The following is a 17,148-nucleotide window of genomic DNA, read 5'->3' as shown; positions in this document are numbered from 1 at the left end:
TGTGAAGAATCTTATTCTATTAGACGTAAAAAAGTGAAATATATTGCATAACGTTCTGATTTTTAACGTTTTTTAACAAAAAAAACCCGAAGTGGAGACTTCGAGTTTTTGTTATACGAATCTTAAATAACGAATTTGAAAAATGTGTAGATGACTAACTCTAAATAATTATTATTCGTGTTTGGCTAGATTGTATTTTACTTTAACGTAAAAAAAGCAATCGGTATTGTTCTAAAAATGAAATTTTAACATTTTTTTTGCTGATTTTCAGTGTTTTGTGTAAAATGCCGTCAGTTTGTGTAAAATATTAATTACAATTGGGTTTAAACGCTCTACTACATGAAGCCGCCACCGCCAGAGGCCGTGTTATCATCTCTTTGTTTTCTTTTAATGGCTCGGTATTTTCCGCCGCCAAACCTATAGGAAAGTGTAACATTCCAAGTGTTGCTCTCCCAGTTAAATTGCCCTAAAGACGGGTAAGGAGTGTCTGCCTCAAACTCAAATCTCATGGTGTTCAATATATCGCTGTAATTGAAGCTAAAAGTAGCTCGGTTTTCTTCTAGGAAACTGTAGCGCAAACCTGTATTTAACATAAACATGGGCTTTCTGTTAAATTGAATGCCCTTTTCTTTACCACGGTACATTGCAAAAACCGAAAAGTTTAATTTTTTAGTGGCTTTAAAATTATTGAATACCCTTAAGTTCCAAACTACATTGTCTACTTCGGTGTTTTGTGTAACAATATCATTTTCAGTGGCGTTTTCTAAATCGTCTGTATCTATAAATTCGGTGATGCCACGTTGGCTTTGAGAATACAAATCGAAACTACCGTTAAGGTCCCACCATTTTGTTGGTCTGTAATTGGTTGAGAATTCAATCCCGAAAGCGGTTGTGTTGTCGAAGTTGTCATACGATAAAATGGAGTTTGCTGCACTTATATTGGTACGGTCTATATAGACAAAACGATTAATGTTGTCTTGTATAATTCTGTAAAACACACCAGTAGTAATGCTTCCTTTTTTTAATTGCCTTGTATAGTTGGTTTCAATAGAATTGGTGAACTGGGGTTGCAACTCCGTGTTTCCGAAGGAGGAAACACGTGGTGTACTCCACTCCCTGATGGGATTGACTTGTTGCAGGCCAGGCCGGTCTACTCGGCGGCTAAAGCTTAACTGGTATGAGTTTTTATCTGAAGGGTTGTAGGTTAAAAAGGCTGAAGGATATACCTGAAAATAATTGTTTTCAAACGGGATGGCTTCAGAGCTGTTGTCGTCGTAAATTTTTAAAGCATTAGCATCGACCATGACTTGCTCTGCGCGTAAGCCAATTTGGTAGCTCCACTTTTCCAAGGTTTTCCCTAATGTGAAATAAGCGGAGTAAATATCTCTTTTGTAATCAAAATCTGTGCTTGGAGTTGGTGTAATATTTCCTGTGCTGGAAAAGGTTTGCCCTGTAGACATATACGCTATATCGGTGTTGAAAAGCCGAGCCTCAAGTCCAGCTTCAATTTTTGTTTTTTCGTTTAAAGGGTTTACATAATCTACATTTATAGTGGTTTGGTTTCTTTTGGTGTCCACATTGTCGATGTAATTTGGCGGAAAGTTGAAATTAATGAAGTCAAAATCGGCTATTTCATCTTGATTGAAATTGTTGTAGTCTGCCTCAATTTCAAGGGTTTCGTCTTCATTGTCAAATTCGTGTTTATAAACCAGGTTGTATTGCCCTGAGGTATTATCTGAAATATTATTAAACAACTGACTTTGAATAGTGCTGGGGTTTGTGATTAGGGTGCTTCCAAAGCCCTTGCCGTCAAAAATATTTTGGTTGGTAAAGATTGATAAAGTGTTTTTGTCGTTAACGTAATAATCAATGCCAACTTTAAAAAGGTGTGATTTATTGTTGTTCCCAAATTTAAAATCTTGTCTAGAGTTGTCGTCTTCACGGGTAATTTCTCCAAAATTGTCGTATTTGCCAATATTATTCCCATAGTTTCCGTAGAAATTAAACTTTCCGTTACGGTAATTCATGTCAATGGAACTATTGAATTTTGCAAAGATTTCTTTGGTAAGCCCAAAGTTTACATTACCGTTAAATCCAATTTGTGTGTTTTTGTGGAGCTTTATATTGATGATGCCGCTCATGCCTTCGGGATTGTATTTGGCAGATGGGTTGGTAATTAACTCAATTTGTTTTATGGAGGTGGAAGGGATTTGCTTTAATAATTGGCCAATAGGTACATTGCTTAACTTGCCATCAACCATAACTCTTACATTTTCATTGCCTCGTAAGCTAATGTTTCCCGTTTGTTGGTCTACGCTAACAGAGGGTATATTGTTCATTATATCGCTTGCTGTTGGCCCGGCGGTGGTTAAATCTTTTCCAATGGTAACTACTTTTCTATCTACTTTTTGTAGTATGGTAGAGGTTTCAGCCACAACGGTAACTTCGTCCAAACCTTCAGCTTGTTCTTCCAGATAAATTTGCCCTAAATTGATGTCGTAATTGTTCTTTCCAATGGCAATATTCTTATCAATGGTTTTGTAGCCAATGTATTGAACGCTTACCACGAGATTGCCTTCTTCAACTTTTTCGATTAAAAACGAGCCGTCTTCAGCCGTAATGCCTCCGGTAATGGTTTCGTTGGCATTGTTTTTCACAATAACGTTAACATAGGGTAAGGGCTGCTTTAAAAGGGCGTCTAGAACAATTCCTGAAATGGAGCCTTTTTTTGCGTTTTCGGGTTCGGGATTTTTGGAGTTGGCGTGGGTGATTGTGTTCAATAAAATAAAACACAAAAAGATAATTCTTTGCATAATTTGATTGATTGTTTTTTGATTGATGCTACAAAGGTAGACGCTGAAACTCAAATCTTGTTACGGAGAGGTGTGTTTCTTAACAGCTTTTTAACACAATTGGCTGTTGATAAACATTTGCTGGATAGCTTAAAATGATTAAATTACTGAATTATAAATTACTGAATTATAAATTGCTGAAAAGATGATTAATGAATAAGAAAACTTTAGTATTGGGGGCTTCGTTAAAGCCAAACCGGTATTCGCATTATGCAGTACAGAGACTGGTGGCTAATCAGGTGGAAACCGTTGCCATTGGGCTGCGAGCGGGTGAAGTAGCGGGAGTGCACATTGAAACGGAAAAGATTTCTTTTGAAAATATAGATACGGTAACGCTGTATTTAAACCCGAAGCGCCAACAAGAATATTATAACTACATTTTATCGTTAAACCCCAACCGCGTGATTTTTAATCCTGGTACCGAAAACCCAGAGTTTTATCAGATTTTAAATGAGAATGGCATCGCTTTCGAGCCTGCTTGTACTTTAGTGTTGCTTTCTACGAATCAATATTAGCCCTAAAAAGGTTAGGAGACCGTTAATAATTAAAATTTCGAAACCAATTTGGTAGCCGTTTAGTAAATCTACCGAATGTGCATTCAGTAAATAAGAAAGGATGGGCGCAACAATGGCAATAATCCAAACGTATTTGTCCTTGAGTTGTTGTTTGGTGAAAATGCCGAAGGCGAATAAACCGAGTAGTGGCCCATAAGTATAACCTGCTGCTTTGAACAATTCCCAAATCACAGAAACATCTTTAAAAATAGCATCAAAAAGAATGATGACTACTACGAGCATAAAACTGATAAAAATATGGGTGCGTTTTCTGATTTTCTTCTGGATTGCTTGAGGTTTTTTGTCCAGTTCTATAATATCGATACAAAACGAAGTGGTGAGTGAGGTCAACGCCGAGTCAGCACTGGAATAAGCGGCAGCAATCAATCCCAAAAGAAAAAAGGCAGAGGTTAGTACACCAATTTCGGGCAACATGGCTATAGTTGGGAATAAATCGTCTTTAGTGGCCTTTATGCCATGTTGTGAAGCGTATTGGGTGAGCATTAACCCTAAAACCAAAAATAGGATATTTACAAAAATTAAAATGACACTAAAGGAAATCATGTTTTTTTGTGCTTCTTTGAGGTTTTTGCAGGTGAGGTTTTTTTGCATCATATCTTGATCTAACCCCGTCATGGTAATAGTAATGAACATACCGGCTAAGAAACTTTTTATAAAATATTGGGCATCGTTAACATCATCAAAAAAGAACACTTTGCTCATGGCGTCCTGTTTTACGTTTTGGTAAATTTCAGAAATACCGTTTAAATCCAAAGCATGAGATAAAAACACGATGGTGATTACCACCGAAACCAGCATGAAAAGCGTTTGCAGAGTGTCGGTAAAGATGATGGTCTTAATGCCGCCCTTAAAGGTGTATAGCCAAATTAAGAGAATGGTTATAATTACCGTTATGGTAAACGGAATGCCGTATTGGTCGAATACCAAAAGTTGCAGCACTTTGGCGACTAAAAACAACCGAAACGAGGCGCCCACCACGCGCGAAATTAAAAAAGCTACAGATCCCGTTTTGTAGCTCACGTTGCCAAAGCGGTCTTTTAAATAGGTGTAAATGGAAGTTAAATTCAGTCTGTAGTAAATCGGTAATAGTACGTAAGCAATAACCAAATACCCGAAAAAGTAGCCGAAAACCACTTGCAAATAACCAAATTGTTTGGTTTCAACAGCTCCGGGTACAGAAATAAAGGTTACTCCAGAGAGCGAAGCGCCTATCATCCCAAAGGCCACCAAATACCACGGCGCCGATTTGTTGGCCTTAAAAAAGGCATCGTTGCTGTCTTCTTTTCCGGTGAAATACGATATTAAAATCAATACAGCAAAATAGCCTGCAATAAGAAACAATATTTGGGTGGGCGACATAAATTCTATTTTTAATCAGCCAAAATACAAAATAACTTAAAGTCTGTTTTGGAATTTTTTATTGAAATGAATCTATCATTCCCGTTAAAATCAGGATCTAAATAATAGAATTTTTGGTTGTTGACGCCAAAGTCCAAAAATGAAACAAACGAAATGTTTCCTATGGTTTACCAATGGAACTTGGTTTTAAGACACTCTTTTATTATTGAATTTGCCGTAAAAAGTGTTAATTTCGCGCTTATGGAATTTTCATCAAAACTTTTAGAGCGTGCTGTTAACGAAATGTCGCAGTTGCCAGGCATTGGCAAGCGTACGGCGTTGCGTTTGGTGTTGCATTTGTTGCGTCAGCCCAAAGAGCAAACTACGGCATTGACCGAAGCTTTGCAAACCATGCGGCTCGATGTGAAGTTTTGTAAATCGTGTCATAATATTAGCGATTTAGAGCTGTGCGAAATCTGTTCCAACCCGAACAGAAATGCCGATGTTATTTGTGTAGTTGAAGACATTCGCGATGTTATGGCCATTGAAAACACCAGTTCCTTTAAAGGAATTTATCACGTTTTGGGAGGGAAAATATCACCAATGGACGGTATTGGACCGCACGATTTAAATATCGAAACTTTAGTGAATAAAGTGAAGCAGGGCACAACAAAGGAGCTTATTTTTGCGTTAAGTTCGACGATGGAAGGTGATACTACCAATTTTTACATATACAAGCAAATTCAAGATTACGATGTGGTTACATCTACCATTGCGCGAGGTATTTCGGTGGGAGATGAGCTGGAATATGCCGATGAGATTACCTTGGGTAGAAGTATTGTAAACCGCGTGCCTTTTGAAGCATCCCTAAAATCATAATCGAAAAAGTGTCAATTTCAGATAAAGGAAACATTAATTTCAAACCAACCGCGTTCTAAAAAGAAACTTTTTTTGAAACTCTCAATTGTTATTTTAAATTATAACGTCCGTCATTTTCTTGAGCTATGCTTAAGAAGTGTTAGTGCGGCTATTTCAAATATCGATGCTGAAATTATTGTGGTCGATAACCATTCGGAAGACGATAGTTGCGACATGGTAAAAACCTTGTTTCCTAACGTGAAACTAATTGCCAATACTGAGAATATGGGCTTTTCAAAAGGGAATAATGTTGGAGTGGCACAAGCGCAAGGCGAATATTTGTGCATTTTAAACCCCGATACGGTGGTTGCCGAAGATACTTTTGAAAGATTATTGGAATTTGCCGAAACCAAAACGCAATTAGGTGCAATAGGCTGTAAATTGATTAATGGTGCCGGGTTGTTTCTTCCTGAAAGTAAACGGAATATCCCCTATATAAAAGCTTCAGTAAAGAAAATGCTTGGAAATCCTTCTGAGTATTACGCGACCCATTTAGAAGCGAATGCCATTGGTAAAGTTGATATTTTAGTGGGGGCCTTTATGTTTTTAAAACGACAGGTTTACAATAAAGTAGGGGGATTCGATGAAGATTATTTCATGTACGGCGAAGACATCGATTTGTCGTACCGTATATTAAAGGCAGGTTACAAAAATTACTATTTGGGCAGTTTAACGGCCGTTCATTTTAAGGGGGAAAGCACCTTAAAAGATAAAAACTATGCCAAGCGGTTTTTTGGAGCCATGCAAATATTTTACCGTAAGCATTTCAAAAGCAATAGGTTTTTCGATATGTTTGTTTGGTTGGGCATAAAAATGGCTTATTTTTTCAGGAGAATAAGGACAGAAAAAAGTAAAACAGTACATCAATACATATTCGTTTCCGATAAAATGGACGAACGAATACAAAAGAACTTAGGAGGTACGGTAGTGTTGCAAACCCAGCCACAAAATTATTCCAGCGGTACCGAAGTGGTTTTTAATGCCAATACCATGAGTTATGAAAAAATCATCAAAACCATGGAGCAAAATTTTGAAAAAGAAAAAGAAGTCACTTATAAGATATTGCCCAACAATTCTAATTTTATTGTGGGTAGCGATGATGGCTTCAGCAGAGGAGAGGTCATTATGCTGAATTAGTTTTTATTGAATACAATTTAACGGAAGTGTTGTTTTTTAGTACTTTTGCAAAATAAATAAAGTAAAAGAGGTAATACGTTATAGATATGGCAAAATTTGAGCTTAAGTTGCCGAAGATGGGCGAAAGCGTTGCGGAAGCAACCATTACATCTTGGTTGAAGGATGTGGGAGACTCCATTGAAATGGACGACCCAATTTTAGAAATAGCGACCGATAAAGTGGATAGTGAGGTACCGAGTGAGGTAGACGGTGTGTTGGTTGAAAAGTTTTTTAATGTAGACGATGTCGTGCAAGTAGGTGAAGTTTTAGCCATAATTGAAACTGAAGGCGAAGATGAAACGGATGCTTCAGCCGAAGCAGAAGAGGAAGGTGCTCCTGAAGAAAAGGAAGTAGTCGAGGAGCTTACGCAAACCATTACCAAAGCTAAAGAAATGGTAGCTCCGGTAGTTTCCAATAGCGATCGGTTTTATTCGCCATTGGTTAAGAATATTGCCAAACAAGAAGGACTTACCCAACAGGAATTAGATGCCCTTAAAGGAACGGGAAAAGACGGACGTGTAACGAAAAACGATATTTTGGCTTATTTAGAGAGCCCTAATGGGGACAGGCCGCACTCAACGCCAGAAACGGTACAACCGGAAAAACAGTCCACTAGTAAAAAAGAAGAAAGTCCATCAAATAAGCCTAAGCCAGCAGCACCTGTTTTGAGCAGTGGCGACGACGAAATTATCGAGATGACCCGAATGGGGAAATTAGTGGCCCAGCACATGGTCGATTCGGTACAGACTTCGGCACATGTGCAAAGTTTCATTGAAGCCGATGTCACCAATATTTGGAATTGGCGTAAAAAAGTAAAGGACGCTTTTGCCAAGCGAGAAGGTGAAAATTTAACCTTTACGCCAATTTTTATGGAAGCGGTGGCCAAGGCGTTACGTGATTACCCGCTAATGAATATTTCCGTAAAAGGCGATACCATAATCAAAAAGAAAAAGATTAATTTAGGGATGGCAGCTGCCTTGCCCGATGGAAACTTGATTGTTCCGGTCATAAAAAATGCCGATCAACTTAATTTGGTAGGTATGACTAAACAGGTGAACGATTTGGCCAACCGTGCCCGACTCAACCAACTTAAACCCGATGAAGTTCAAGGTGGAACTTACACTGTAACCAATGTGGGGACATTTGGAAGTATTATGGGCACGCCTATAATCAATCAGCCGCAAGTGGGTATTTTGGCTTTGGGGGCTATTAGAAAAGTGCCAGCGGTAATCGAAACTCCAGAGGGCGATTTTATAGGTATCCGATACAAAATGTTCTTATCGCATTCGTACGACCACCGCGTGGTAAACGGTGCTTTGGGCGGCATGTTTGTTAAGGCTGTAAAAGATTATTTGGAAGCTTGGGATTGCAACAGGGAAATTTGAATCTAACAAAATAAACAAAGTATAAAACCTAACCGCTAAACGGTTGGGTTTTCTTATTTTTGCAAAGGCCGATTAACTGGCTAGAAAAATCAAAAGAAATTAATGCAACTCAATTTAACCAAACCCATCTGTTTTTTCGATCTGGAAACTACGGGGGTTAACATCACAACAGATCGTATTGTAGAAATTTCGGTACTAAAGGTATTTCCCAACGGTACACAGGAAAGCAAAACCTGGCTGGTAAATCCAGAAATGCCCATTCCGAAGGAAGTCACCGCCATTCACGGCATTTCAGATGAAAAAGTAGCCAACGAACCGACGTTTAAAGAATTGGCAAAAGACATTTACAATATGATTAAGGATTCCGATTTGGGCGGGTTTAACTCCAACCGATTCGATATTCCGCTGTTGGCAGAGGAAATGTTGCGTGCCGATATTGATTTCGATATGAAAAACCGTTTGGCCATTGATGTGCAGACCATTTTCCACAAAATGGAACAGCGTACCCTAAGTGCAGCCTATAAATTTTATTGCGATAAAACCCTTGAAGATGCGCACAGCGCCGAGGCCGATACCAATGCCACTTATGAAGTATTGAAAGCCCAAGTAGAAAAGTACGACGAGTTGGAAAACAATACCAAATTTTTGGCCGAATTCAGTTCCCGAAAAAAGTTTGCCGATTTTGCCGGTTTTATCACTTACAATAAAAAAGGCGAAGAGTGTTTTTCGTTTGGAAAGCATAAAGGGAAATTGGTTACCGAAGTTTTAGAAAAAGAACCCGGCTATTTTGGCTGGTTGCTCAATGCCGATTTTCCGTTGTATACCAAAAAGGTGTTAACAGCAATTAAATTGAGAAGTTTCAATAATAAATTGGGATAGTTTTGTCATTCCTGCGAAGGCAGGAACCCACTTTTTAAACAAGCTAAACTTAAAATGAGATTTCTGCTTTCGCAGAAAGTTGAATATGAAATTAATCTGCATAGGAAGAAATTATACCGAGCACATAAAAGAACTGGAAAATGAAAAACCTACCGAACCGGTGGTGTTTTTAAAGCCCGATACGGCCATTTTGCTGAAAAAGCAACCGTTTTTTATTCCAGATTTTTCGAACGATGTACATTATGAGGTTGAGGTTTTGGTAAAAATCAATCGGGTAGGGAAGTACATCGATAAAAAATTTGCCCATAAATATTACAACGAAATAGGTTTGGGTATCGATTTTACCGCCCGCGATTTGCAAAAGCAATTGAAGGACAAAGGCTTGCCTTGGGAAAAGGCGAAAAGTTTTGATGGCGCAGCGGTAATTGGTAAATGGATGGATAAAAGTGAGGTTGTCGATTTGGACCGTTTAGGGTTTTCGTTAAAAAAGAACGATAAAATTGTACAAAACGGAAATACCAGCCACATGCTTTGGAAAATTGATGAATTAATAGAATATGTGTCGAAATATTTTACTTTGAAGATAGGAGATATTATATTTACAGGCACACCATCAGGAGTTGGTCAAGTTCAAGCCAATGATAAATTAAGTGGATTTATAGAAAACCGCGAAATGTTTTCAATAACAGTTAAGTAAAAATGGAATTAAACTACAAACTACACCGAGTAAGAGAATTAGCCGATAACGACGAAGATTTTATCAAAGCGTTGGCCGAAACGTTCTTGGAGGAAGTTCCTGTTGATGCAGAGCGACTGAAGGTTGCCGTAGCAGAAGAAGATTATCACAATGCCTACCAAGCAGCCCATAAAATGAAACCGACGGTAGATTTATTTGAACTTGGTGTGCTCGACACCCTAATTGAAGTACAGGATTGGGGTAAATTTGAAAAACGTGACATGGATATATCCAAAGAGTTGGATATTGTGCTCACGGCTGTAGAAAAAGCTTCTGCAGAAATTAAATCCGATTTTAAATTGTAACTATGCTGGCCGAGATCATTACCATCGGCGACGAACTTCTTATCGGGCAAGTTATAGATACTAATTCTGCGTTTATTGCCAAACAGCTTAACAAGATAGGTGTGTCCGTTTACCAGATAACTTCTGTTCAGGACGAAAAGGAACATATCCTAAAGGCTATGAACGAAGCCGAAAACCGAGCGGATATCATAATTCTTACCGGTGGATTGGGGCCTACAAAAGACGATATTACAAAAAAAACCATTGCGGAATATTTTGATGATGTGTTGGTTAAAAACGATGCGGTTCTCGAAAACATCGAATCGATTTGGAAACAGCACGTTCGCACGAGGCTTCTGCAAGTAAATCGAGATCAGGCGCTTATTCCTTCGAAATCCAAGCCCTTAATGAACACTTTGGGAACAGCCCCGGGCATGTGGATGGAAAAAGGTGAAAAAGTGTTTGTGTCACTTCCGGGAGTGCCCTACGAAATGCAGGCTTTGGTTGAAAACGAAATGCTGCCCAAATTAAAGGAAAAGTACCATTGCCCCTATATTTTGCACCGAACGCTTATGGTTTACGGTTTGGGCGAAAGCGATTTGGCCGAACGTATCGAACCTTGGGAAAACGAACTCCCCAAGCACATTAAATTGGCATACTTACCCAATTTGGGACAAATGCGATTGCGTTTATCCACACGAGGTTTTGATGAAGTCCTTCTAAAAAAGGAAGTGGAAGAACAAATTAACAAAGTGCTTCCGTACATAAAAGATGAATTTGCTGGTTTTGAGGACGATGAAGGTTCCGTAGAAATCGTAATAGCCAAACAGCTCACCAAAATAGGTAAAACATTGGCTATCGCCGAAAGCTGTACCGGTGGAGGTGTGGCAGAGCGTTTCACTGTAAATTCTGGAGCTTCGGCCTTTTTTAAAGGTGGTGTGGTTTGCTATGCTACACAATCCAAAATCAATGTTTTGAATGTGCCAAAGGCGCTTATCGAAGCCCATTCGGTAGTGAGTTCGCAAGTAGCAGAAGCTATGGCCGAAAATGCACTTAATCTTTTTCAATCCGATTATGCCATCGCCACAACGGGCAATGCCGGGCCCACAAAAGGCGATTCCGATGCCGAAGTCGGTACCGTTTTCGTTGCCATTGCTACAAAAAAAGGCGTATATTCGCAAAAATTCAACTTCGGAAATCTGCGCTTAAAAGTGATAAACAAAGCCATAAACAAAGCTTTGGAAATGCTCTTAAAAGAAATTTTTAAAAATACCTAAAAATAAGGTTGGCATAATATAAAGAATTTGTATATTTGCACCTCGATTTTAAGCAACAACGAATTTAAAGTTATATAGAATGTCAAGAGTTTGTGAACTTACAGGGAAGAAGGCTATGGTTGGAAACAACGTGTCTCATGCATTAAACAGAACTAAGCGCAAATTTAACGCGAACTTGGTAAAGAAACGTTTTTACATTCCAGAAGAAGACAGCTGGATAACTTTAAAAGTTTCTACATCTGCTTTAAAAACTATCAACAAAATAGGTATATCTGCAGCGATTAAAGAAGCAAAATCAAAAGGATTTTTAAAATAATAGCTGTTTTTAATAAGTAAAAGACATGGCAAAGAAAGGCAACAGAGTACAGGTAATTTTAGAGTGCACCGAGCACAAGGAGTCTGGTCAACCCGGAACTTCAAGATATATTACTACCAAAAACAAAAAGAATACGCCAGAAAGAATGGAGATTAAAAAATTCAATCCTATTCTTAAGCGTATGACAGTTCATAAAGAAATCAAATAAAAGAGATAGGTCATGGCAAAGAAATCAGTAGCATCATTACAAACAGGATCTAAAAGATTAACAAAAGCAATAAAAATGGTAAAGTCGCCAAAAACAGGTGCTTACATGTTTGTTGAATCTATCATGAGTCCAGAAGAAGTAAACGACTTTTTAAGCAAAAACTAAAAAGTAACGTTCCAAAAATATTATAAGCTGCTTTCATTTAGAAAGCGGCTTTTTTTATTTTATATTTGAAAGGCTAACTGACAGATTTTCAGAAAGCAAAAATTGGTAAGATAATTGACCATGGGAATTTGGGCGTACCACAAGGGTCGGGCTTTCCGCTGTATCTTTTAAAACGTCATTGCGAGGACATAGGACGTGGCAATCTGCCTAATTTTAGTTCTCTTAATGTTTTAAACTAATTTTGTTTTTAAAAGGATGCCGCTACAATCCCTAACGCACAGCAGAATATTTAATAAAACAACCAACCAAGTTAAAATGAGCTTTTTTAAAAAAATATTTTCTTCCGAAAAAAAGGAAACCCTAGATAAGGGGTTGGAAAAATCAAAAACCAGTTTTTTTGGTAAACTGAGCAAGGCGGTAGCCGGAAAATCGAAAGTGGACGATGAGGTACTCGATAACCTCGAAGAAGTTTTGGTAACCAGCGATGTCGGTGTAAACACCACGTTAAAGGTCATTGAACGCATCGAGGAGCGGGTTTCAAAAGATAAATATTTGGGTACGGACGAGCTTAACCAAATCCTTAGAGAAGAAATTGCAGGTCTTTTAAGTGAAACCAATTCTGGCGAAGAAACCGATTATACTATCCCCGAACTGCCAAAACTGGAAAACGGAAAAAAGACGCCGTACGTACTTATGGTGGTTGGGGTAAATGGCGTGGGTAAAACGACTACCATTGGTAAGTTGGCTTATCAGTTTAAAAAGAAAGGATTAAAAGTGGTTTTAGGGGCTGCCGATACCTTTAGGGCCGCTGCGATAGACCAACTTCAAATTTGGGCCGATAGGGTAGAGGTGCCTATGGTGCGCCAAGATATGGGCAGTGATCCAGCTTCGGTGGCGTTCGATGCACTGAAATCGGGTGTAAATCAAGATGCCGATGTCATTATTATCGATACGGCTGGCCGTTTGCACAACAAAGTCAACTTGATGAACGAGTTAAGCAAAGTAAAACGCGTGATGCAAAAAGTAGTGGGCGATGCGCCACACGATGTGCTTTTGGTGTTGGATGGTTCTACTGGTCAAAATGCATTCGAACAGGCGAAACAATTTACTGCAGCAACCGAGGTGACCTCATTGGCAGTGACTAAATTGGATGGTACGGCAAAAGGTGGTGTGGTGATTGGTATTTCAGACCAGTTTCAAATTCCCGTTAAATATATTGGCGTTGGCGAGGGTATTGAAGACTTGCAGGTGTTCAATAAGTTTGAATTCGTCGATTCATTTTTTAAATAAAATTCCTGTGTAGACAGGAATCTTTTTTGAATATTAGTAATCCATTCATTTTGCTTATTTTTATATAACTTTATGAAAATGAGTGGAAATGGCACACAATATCTACCATAACTTTCTAATCAAAGCTTCCCCAAAAGAAGTCTTTGACGGTGTGTCGCAACCCAAACATCTCGATAATTGGTGGACGCTAAAATCTTCTGGAATACCAGAAATTGGTGCAGAGTACAATCTCAATTTTACCGATAAATACGATTGGTACTGTAAAGTTTCAAAGGTGATTCCAAACCAATCCTTCCATTTAAAAATGTCTAAGGCCGATGCTGACTGGAGTCCCACAACCTTCGGCTTCGATTTAGAAAAAACCGAAAAGGGCACCATGGTTCTATTTAGCCATATCAATTGGCCCGAAGCGAATAATCACTTTAAACATTCGTCCTTTTGTTGGGCATTGTTGCTAAACGGACTTAAAAACTATTTAGAAAAAGGCATCGTAGTGCCTTTCGAGGATCGAGAGTAAGAGTTATGTTTAAGCAGTAAAAATCCATAATCATTCCGTATCTTTGCGCCCTTATTCGGAAGAACTTATGCGTACAAAATCCTTAAAGAAAAACAAGATTAATGTGGTAACATTGGGCTGTAGTAAAAATGTTTACGACAGTGAAGTGCTTATGGGGCAATTAAAGGCCAGCGGAAAAGATGTGGTGCACGAGGATGAAGGCAATATTGTGGTCATCAACACCTGCGGTTTCATCAATAATGCCAAGGAAGAAAGCGTCAATACCATTTTGGAGTACGTTCAAAAAAAGGAAGAAGGCGATGTGGATAAAGTGTTTGTAACGGGCTGTTTGAGCGAGCGTTATAAACCAGATTTGGTAAAGGAAATTCCGAATGTAGATCAGTATTTCGGTACTACCGAATTACCCGGGTTGTTGAAAGCCTTGGGCGCCGATTACAAACATGAATTGATTGGCGAACGTTTGACTACCACGCCAAAAAACTACGCTTATTTAAAAATTGCTGAAGGTTGCGATAGGCCGTGTTCGTTTTGTGCCATTCCGATTATGCGCGGAAAACACCGCAGTACGCCTATTGAAGATTTGGTGACCGAAGCCGAAAAACTGGCCGCCAATGGCGTAAAGGAATTGATTCTTATTGCTCAGGATTTGACTTATTACGGACTCGATTTATACAAAAAAAGGAATTTGGCAGAATTGCTCGAAGCTTTGGTAAAAGTGGATGGCGTGGAATGGATTCGTTTGCATTATGCGTTCCCGACGGGGTTCCCCATGGACGTTCTGGAAGTGATGAACCGCGAACCGAAAATCTGTAATTATTTGGATATTCCGTTACAACATATTTCAGATGACATTCTGAAAAGTATGCGTCGCGGTACCACCAAAGAGAAAACCACTAAATTGCTTAAGGAATTTAGAGCCACCGTTCCGAACATGACCATCAGAACCACACTTATTGTGGGGTATCCCGGCGAAACCGAGGAAAATTTCCAAGAGTTGAAGCAATGGGTGCAGGATATGCGTTTTGAGCGTTTAGGCTGTTTTACTTATAGCCATGAGGAAAATACCCATGCCTTTAATTTGGAAGATGATGTGCACGAGGAAGTAAAAATAGATCGTGCCAACCAAATTATGGAAGTACAATCGCAAATTTCGTGGGAACTGAACCAGAAGAAAATCGGTCAGGAATTTAAAGTGGTGATTGATAGAAAAGAAGGTAATTATTTTGTTGGACGCACCGAGTTCGATTCGCCCGACGTGGATAACGAAGTATTGATTGACGCCAGTAAAACCTATTTAAAAACTGGTGAGTTTGCTACCGTAAAAATTATTGATGCTGAAGATTTCGACCTTTATGGGGAAGTGATAAGCTAAAAATTTTTGGTTATTAATTCTTTTATGTTCATTGAGTGCAGTCGAAATGAGTTTTTTGGAATATATGTTTAACCCCAGTTTAAAATTCTAAGGTGTGCACTCCAATGAATTCCAAAAATTCTTAGAAATCATCAGCGCCGAATGTTTTCCGGTGTTGGGCAAGTCCATTGCTAAAACCAAGTACGCACCGATTGATTTATCAGAAAGCAATCCGGAATTGACCGATGAAGATTTATCGTCCACAGCTAAGTTCACTGAATTTATCAATAACCACCTGAAAACCAATAAAGCAACTGTCGCTTATGGTGGTTATTTGGAACAACGCAATATTTACAAACGCAGCCCATATTTTAATGTTGAAAACGCCGATAGTCGAAACATCCATTTGGGTATCGATTTGTGGTGTGCTGCCGAAACGCCCGTTTACGCTCCGTTGGATGGTGTGGTGCACAGTTTTAAAAACAACACCAACTTTGGCGATTACGGCCCCACCATTATTTTAAAACACGACAAAAACGGTGTTGTGTTTTTTACGCTTTACGGGCATTTAAGTTTGGCCTCGATAACTAATTTAAAAATAGGGCAAAATTTTAAAAAGGGAACTATAATTGGTGCTTTGGGCGGTGCTTCTGTAAACGGGGATTATCCGCCACATTTGCACTTCCAGATCATAAAAGACCTGCAAGATTTTATAGGCGATTACCCAGGAGTGTGTCGAAAAAGCGATTTAACGTTTTATGAAAGTAATTGTCTTAAACCTGATTTGTTGTTACGGTTGTGAGGTTTCAGAAGAGTTTGTTCGTTTAAAGCTTTGGTTATGGTTTCGTTGTGGAATTATCCGCAGGATTATTTCGCCGAAATCCAGCCGTTTGATTTATACTTTTATACAGGTTAGTAGTTAGTTGCACATAATTTCACTTTGATAGGTTTTATCACTATTGACCATTTTGGTTATTATTGTATTTTTGTTTTGGGAACGATTAATTCTAAAACAAAATTCATTAAAATATCGATTGAGATTAAACTCACTTACCCAATAATAATTGGTTCTAATCCACGATTTTATTTGATGAACCATCGTGCAATGCCTTAGAGTTCTACCCCTTATTGCTATCGATTTGAGTGATGTTGTATACTTTAGCAATAGGCCTGTAGCCTTTCCGTTTGTTGGTAGTGATTCGAGCGTTTCTGTCAACATGCATGATGTATATATATTAAAGTGACTGTGCGGAAAAGTCCTTGATATTAAGAGCGTACATGCGCTTGACCTTACCATCATCAGTAAGCTAAACAGCAGTAATAGCTTTCTTCTTTTTGGCATCATAACTGCGCCCAATCTTGTTTTGCTCATACCCGCCAAGTACAAATTTATCAACCTCTACATTGCCATTCATGGGGTTGTTTTCACTAGAAGCCATAGTTTCTCTTACCTAAAGCATAAACAAACGAACGGTCTTCTCTGTTATGCCATAGCCTACGCCCATTTGGGTACCGGATAAGCTCTTGGTGGTGGTTGCCATTTCAAAACATACAAAAAAGGCTTTGCGAACACCAAACCTGACTCTTTGGAAAATGGTAATGGCCGTTGGACTTTCAGTGTCACCACATTTATTGCACGCTCTTGAAAAATTCTTGCGCAATTGGTAACTGCTGTTGCCATATTTTCGACAAATATAATAATCCTTCCACTTGATTTGACCCAGATATTCTTTACAATCCAAGTCCGTTTTGAAGCGTTCCGTAAACTCTAGGAGGTTTTGACCCTTAAAAATTTCCATACCCCTACTATTTTTATAGACACACAAGTAATGAAATTATCTACTGACCTCTAAAAATTTATTTTAATTTTATTTTAACATT

At 38.7% G+C, this 17,148-nt stretch carries 17 protein-coding genes and 1 pseudogene; 15 read left to right on the top strand and 3 right to left on the bottom strand.

Annotation, left to right across the window (positions count from 1 at the left end; all coding sequences use genetic code 11):
* Positions 1–335 precede the first annotated feature (335 nt).
* Positions 336–2,813 carry a TonB-dependent receptor gene (locus ABI125_12635; protein ID XCF05566.1) on the bottom strand — a complete coding sequence of 826 codons (2,478 nt, stop codon included), beginning with the start codon at positions 2,811–2,813 and terminating at the stop codon, positions 336–338.
* Positions 2,814–3,004: 191 nt separating this feature from the next.
* On the opposite strand from ABI125_12635, the gene ABI125_12630 reads away from it, so the two are divergent.
* Positions 3,005–3,367 carry a CoA-binding protein gene (locus ABI125_12630; protein XCF05565.1) on the top strand — a complete coding sequence of 121 codons (363 nt, stop codon included), beginning with the start codon at positions 3,005–3,007 and terminating at the stop codon, positions 3,365–3,367.
* On the opposite strand, the gene ABI125_12625 is transcribed toward ABI125_12630, so the two are convergent.
* On the bottom strand, positions 3,338–4,786 hold the full coding sequence (locus ABI125_12625) for a sodium:solute symporter (protein ID XCF05564.1): 1,449 nt from the start codon (positions 4,784–4,786) through the stop codon (positions 3,338–3,340). The genes ABI125_12630 and ABI125_12625 overlap by 30 nt on opposite strands.
* 240 nt (positions 4,787–5,026) lie before the next feature.
* On the opposite strand from ABI125_12625, the gene recR reads away from it, so the two are divergent.
* From recR to ABI125_12555, 14 genes are all read left to right on the top strand, one after another.
* On the top strand, positions 5,027–5,644 hold the full coding sequence (recR, locus tag ABI125_12620; protein ID XCF07905.1) for a recombination mediator RecR: 618 nt from the start codon (positions 5,027–5,029) through the stop codon (positions 5,642–5,644).
* Between the two features lie 72 nt (positions 5,645–5,716).
* Complete coding sequence (locus ABI125_12615) at positions 5,717–6,820, top strand: glycosyltransferase family 2 protein (protein XCF05563.1); 1,104 nt, start codon at positions 5,717–5,719, stop codon at positions 6,818–6,820.
* Positions 6,821–6,906: 86 nt separating this feature from the next.
* Positions 6,907–8,244, top strand: coding sequence for a dihydrolipoamide acetyltransferase family protein (locus tag ABI125_12610; GenBank protein XCF05562.1), 1,338 nt, complete (start codon positions 6,907–6,909; stop codon positions 8,242–8,244).
* Between the two features lie 102 nt (positions 8,245–8,346).
* Positions 8,347–9,123 (top strand): 3'-5' exonuclease, encoded by a 777-nt coding sequence (locus tag ABI125_12605; protein ID XCF05561.1) that lies wholly within the window; start codon positions 8,347–8,349, stop codon positions 9,121–9,123.
* An 85-nt stretch (positions 9,124–9,208) separates the two neighbouring features.
* Positions 9,209–9,820: a fumarylacetoacetate hydrolase family protein gene (locus ABI125_12600; protein ID XCF05560.1), complete on the top strand. Its 612-nt coding sequence runs from the start codon at positions 9,209–9,211 to the stop codon at positions 9,818–9,820.
* 2 nt (positions 9,821–9,822) lie between these two features.
* Positions 9,823–10,164 (top strand): Hpt domain-containing protein, encoded by a 342-nt coding sequence (locus tag ABI125_12595; GenBank protein XCF05559.1) that lies wholly within the window; start codon positions 9,823–9,825, stop codon positions 10,162–10,164.
* 2 nt (positions 10,165–10,166) lie between these two features.
* The gene (locus tag ABI125_12590) at positions 10,167–11,420 is read left to right on the top strand and encodes a competence/damage-inducible protein A (protein XCF05558.1); all 1,254 of its coding nucleotides are present in this window, start codon (positions 10,167–10,169) and stop codon (positions 11,418–11,420) included.
* A 79-nt stretch (positions 11,421–11,499) separates the two neighbouring features.
* A complete protein-coding gene (rpmB, locus tag ABI125_12585; GenBank protein XCF05557.1) occupies positions 11,500–11,736 on the top strand; it encodes a 50S ribosomal protein L28 in 237 nt (78 codons plus the stop codon).
* A gap of 25 nt (positions 11,737–11,761) precedes the next feature.
* Positions 11,762–11,944, top strand: coding sequence for a 50S ribosomal protein L33 (rpmG, locus tag ABI125_12580; GenBank protein ID XCF05556.1), 183 nt, complete (start codon positions 11,762–11,764; stop codon positions 11,942–11,944).
* 12 nt (positions 11,945–11,956) lie between these two features.
* A complete protein-coding gene (locus ABI125_12575) occupies positions 11,957–12,109 on the top strand; it encodes a DUF4295 domain-containing protein (protein ID XCF05555.1) in 153 nt (50 codons plus the stop codon).
* A 315-nt stretch (positions 12,110–12,424) separates the two neighbouring features.
* Complete coding sequence (gene ftsY, locus ABI125_12570; GenBank protein ID XCF05554.1) at positions 12,425–13,399, top strand: signal recognition particle-docking protein FtsY; 975 nt, start codon at positions 12,425–12,427, stop codon at positions 13,397–13,399.
* Between the two features lie 88 nt (positions 13,400–13,487).
* The gene (locus tag ABI125_12565; GenBank protein XCF05553.1) at positions 13,488–13,916 is read left to right on the top strand and encodes an SRPBCC domain-containing protein; all 429 of its coding nucleotides are present in this window, start codon (positions 13,488–13,490) and stop codon (positions 13,914–13,916) included.
* A gap of 67 nt (positions 13,917–13,983) precedes the next feature.
* A complete protein-coding gene (rimO, locus tag ABI125_12560; protein ID XCF05552.1) occupies positions 13,984–15,288 on the top strand; it encodes a 30S ribosomal protein S12 methylthiotransferase RimO in 1,305 nt (434 codons plus the stop codon).
* A 94-nt stretch (positions 15,289–15,382) separates the two neighbouring features.
* On the top strand, positions 15,383–16,069 hold the full coding sequence (locus tag ABI125_12555) for a peptidoglycan DD-metalloendopeptidase family protein (protein ID XCF05551.1): 687 nt from the start codon (positions 15,383–15,385) through the stop codon (positions 16,067–16,069).
* A gap of 117 nt (positions 16,070–16,186) precedes the next feature.
* On the opposite strand, the pseudogene ABI125_12550 reads toward ABI125_12555, so the two are convergent.
* A pseudogene (locus ABI125_12550) lies at positions 16,187–17,066 on the bottom strand (IS1595 family transposase).
* Positions 17,067–17,148 lie beyond the last annotated feature (82 nt).

It is taken from the genome of Tamlana crocina (genome assembly GCA_040429635.1).
Taxonomy (GTDB): Bacteria; Bacteroidota; Bacteroidia; order Flavobacteriales; family Flavobacteriaceae; genus Flavisericum; species Flavisericum crocinum.
This window is presented reverse-complemented; position numbering and strand designations above follow the sequence as displayed.

Coding starts and splice junctions, on each gene's coding strand:
- ABI125_12635 (XCF05566.1), bottom strand. CDS start 2,813: ATGCAAAGAATTATCTTTTTGTGTTTTATTTTATTGAACACAATCACC.
- ABI125_12630 (XCF05565.1), top strand. CDS start 3,005: ATGAATAAGAAAACTTTAGTATTGGGGGCTTCGTTAAAGCCAAACCGG.
- ABI125_12625 (XCF05564.1), bottom strand. CDS start 4,786: ATGTCGCCCACCCAAATATTGTTTCTTATTGCAGGCTATTTTGCTGTA.
- recR (XCF07905.1), top strand. CDS start 5,027: ATGGAATTTTCATCAAAACTTTTAGAGCGTGCTGTTAACGAAATGTCG.
- ABI125_12610 (XCF05562.1), top strand. CDS start 6,907: ATGGCAAAATTTGAGCTTAAGTTGCCGAAGATGGGCGAAAGCGTTGCG.
- ABI125_12605 (XCF05561.1), top strand. CDS start 8,347: ATGCAACTCAATTTAACCAAACCCATCTGTTTTTTCGATCTGGAAACT.
- ABI125_12600 (XCF05560.1), top strand. CDS start 9,209: ATGAAATTAATCTGCATAGGAAGAAATTATACCGAGCACATAAAAGAA.
- ABI125_12595 (XCF05559.1), top strand. CDS start 9,823: ATGGAATTAAACTACAAACTACACCGAGTAAGAGAATTAGCCGATAAC.
- ABI125_12590 (XCF05558.1), top strand. CDS start 10,167: ATGCTGGCCGAGATCATTACCATCGGCGACGAACTTCTTATCGGGCAA.
- rpmB (XCF05557.1), top strand. CDS start 11,500: ATGTCAAGAGTTTGTGAACTTACAGGGAAGAAGGCTATGGTTGGAAAC.
- rpmG (XCF05556.1), top strand. CDS start 11,762: ATGGCAAAGAAAGGCAACAGAGTACAGGTAATTTTAGAGTGCACCGAG.
- ABI125_12575 (XCF05555.1), top strand. CDS start 11,957: ATGGCAAAGAAATCAGTAGCATCATTACAAACAGGATCTAAAAGATTA.
- ftsY (XCF05554.1), top strand. CDS start 12,425: ATGAGCTTTTTTAAAAAAATATTTTCTTCCGAAAAAAAGGAAACCCTA.
- ABI125_12565 (XCF05553.1), top strand. CDS start 13,488: ATGGCACACAATATCTACCATAACTTTCTAATCAAAGCTTCCCCAAAA.
- rimO (XCF05552.1), top strand. CDS start 13,984: ATGCGTACAAAATCCTTAAAGAAAAACAAGATTAATGTGGTAACATTG.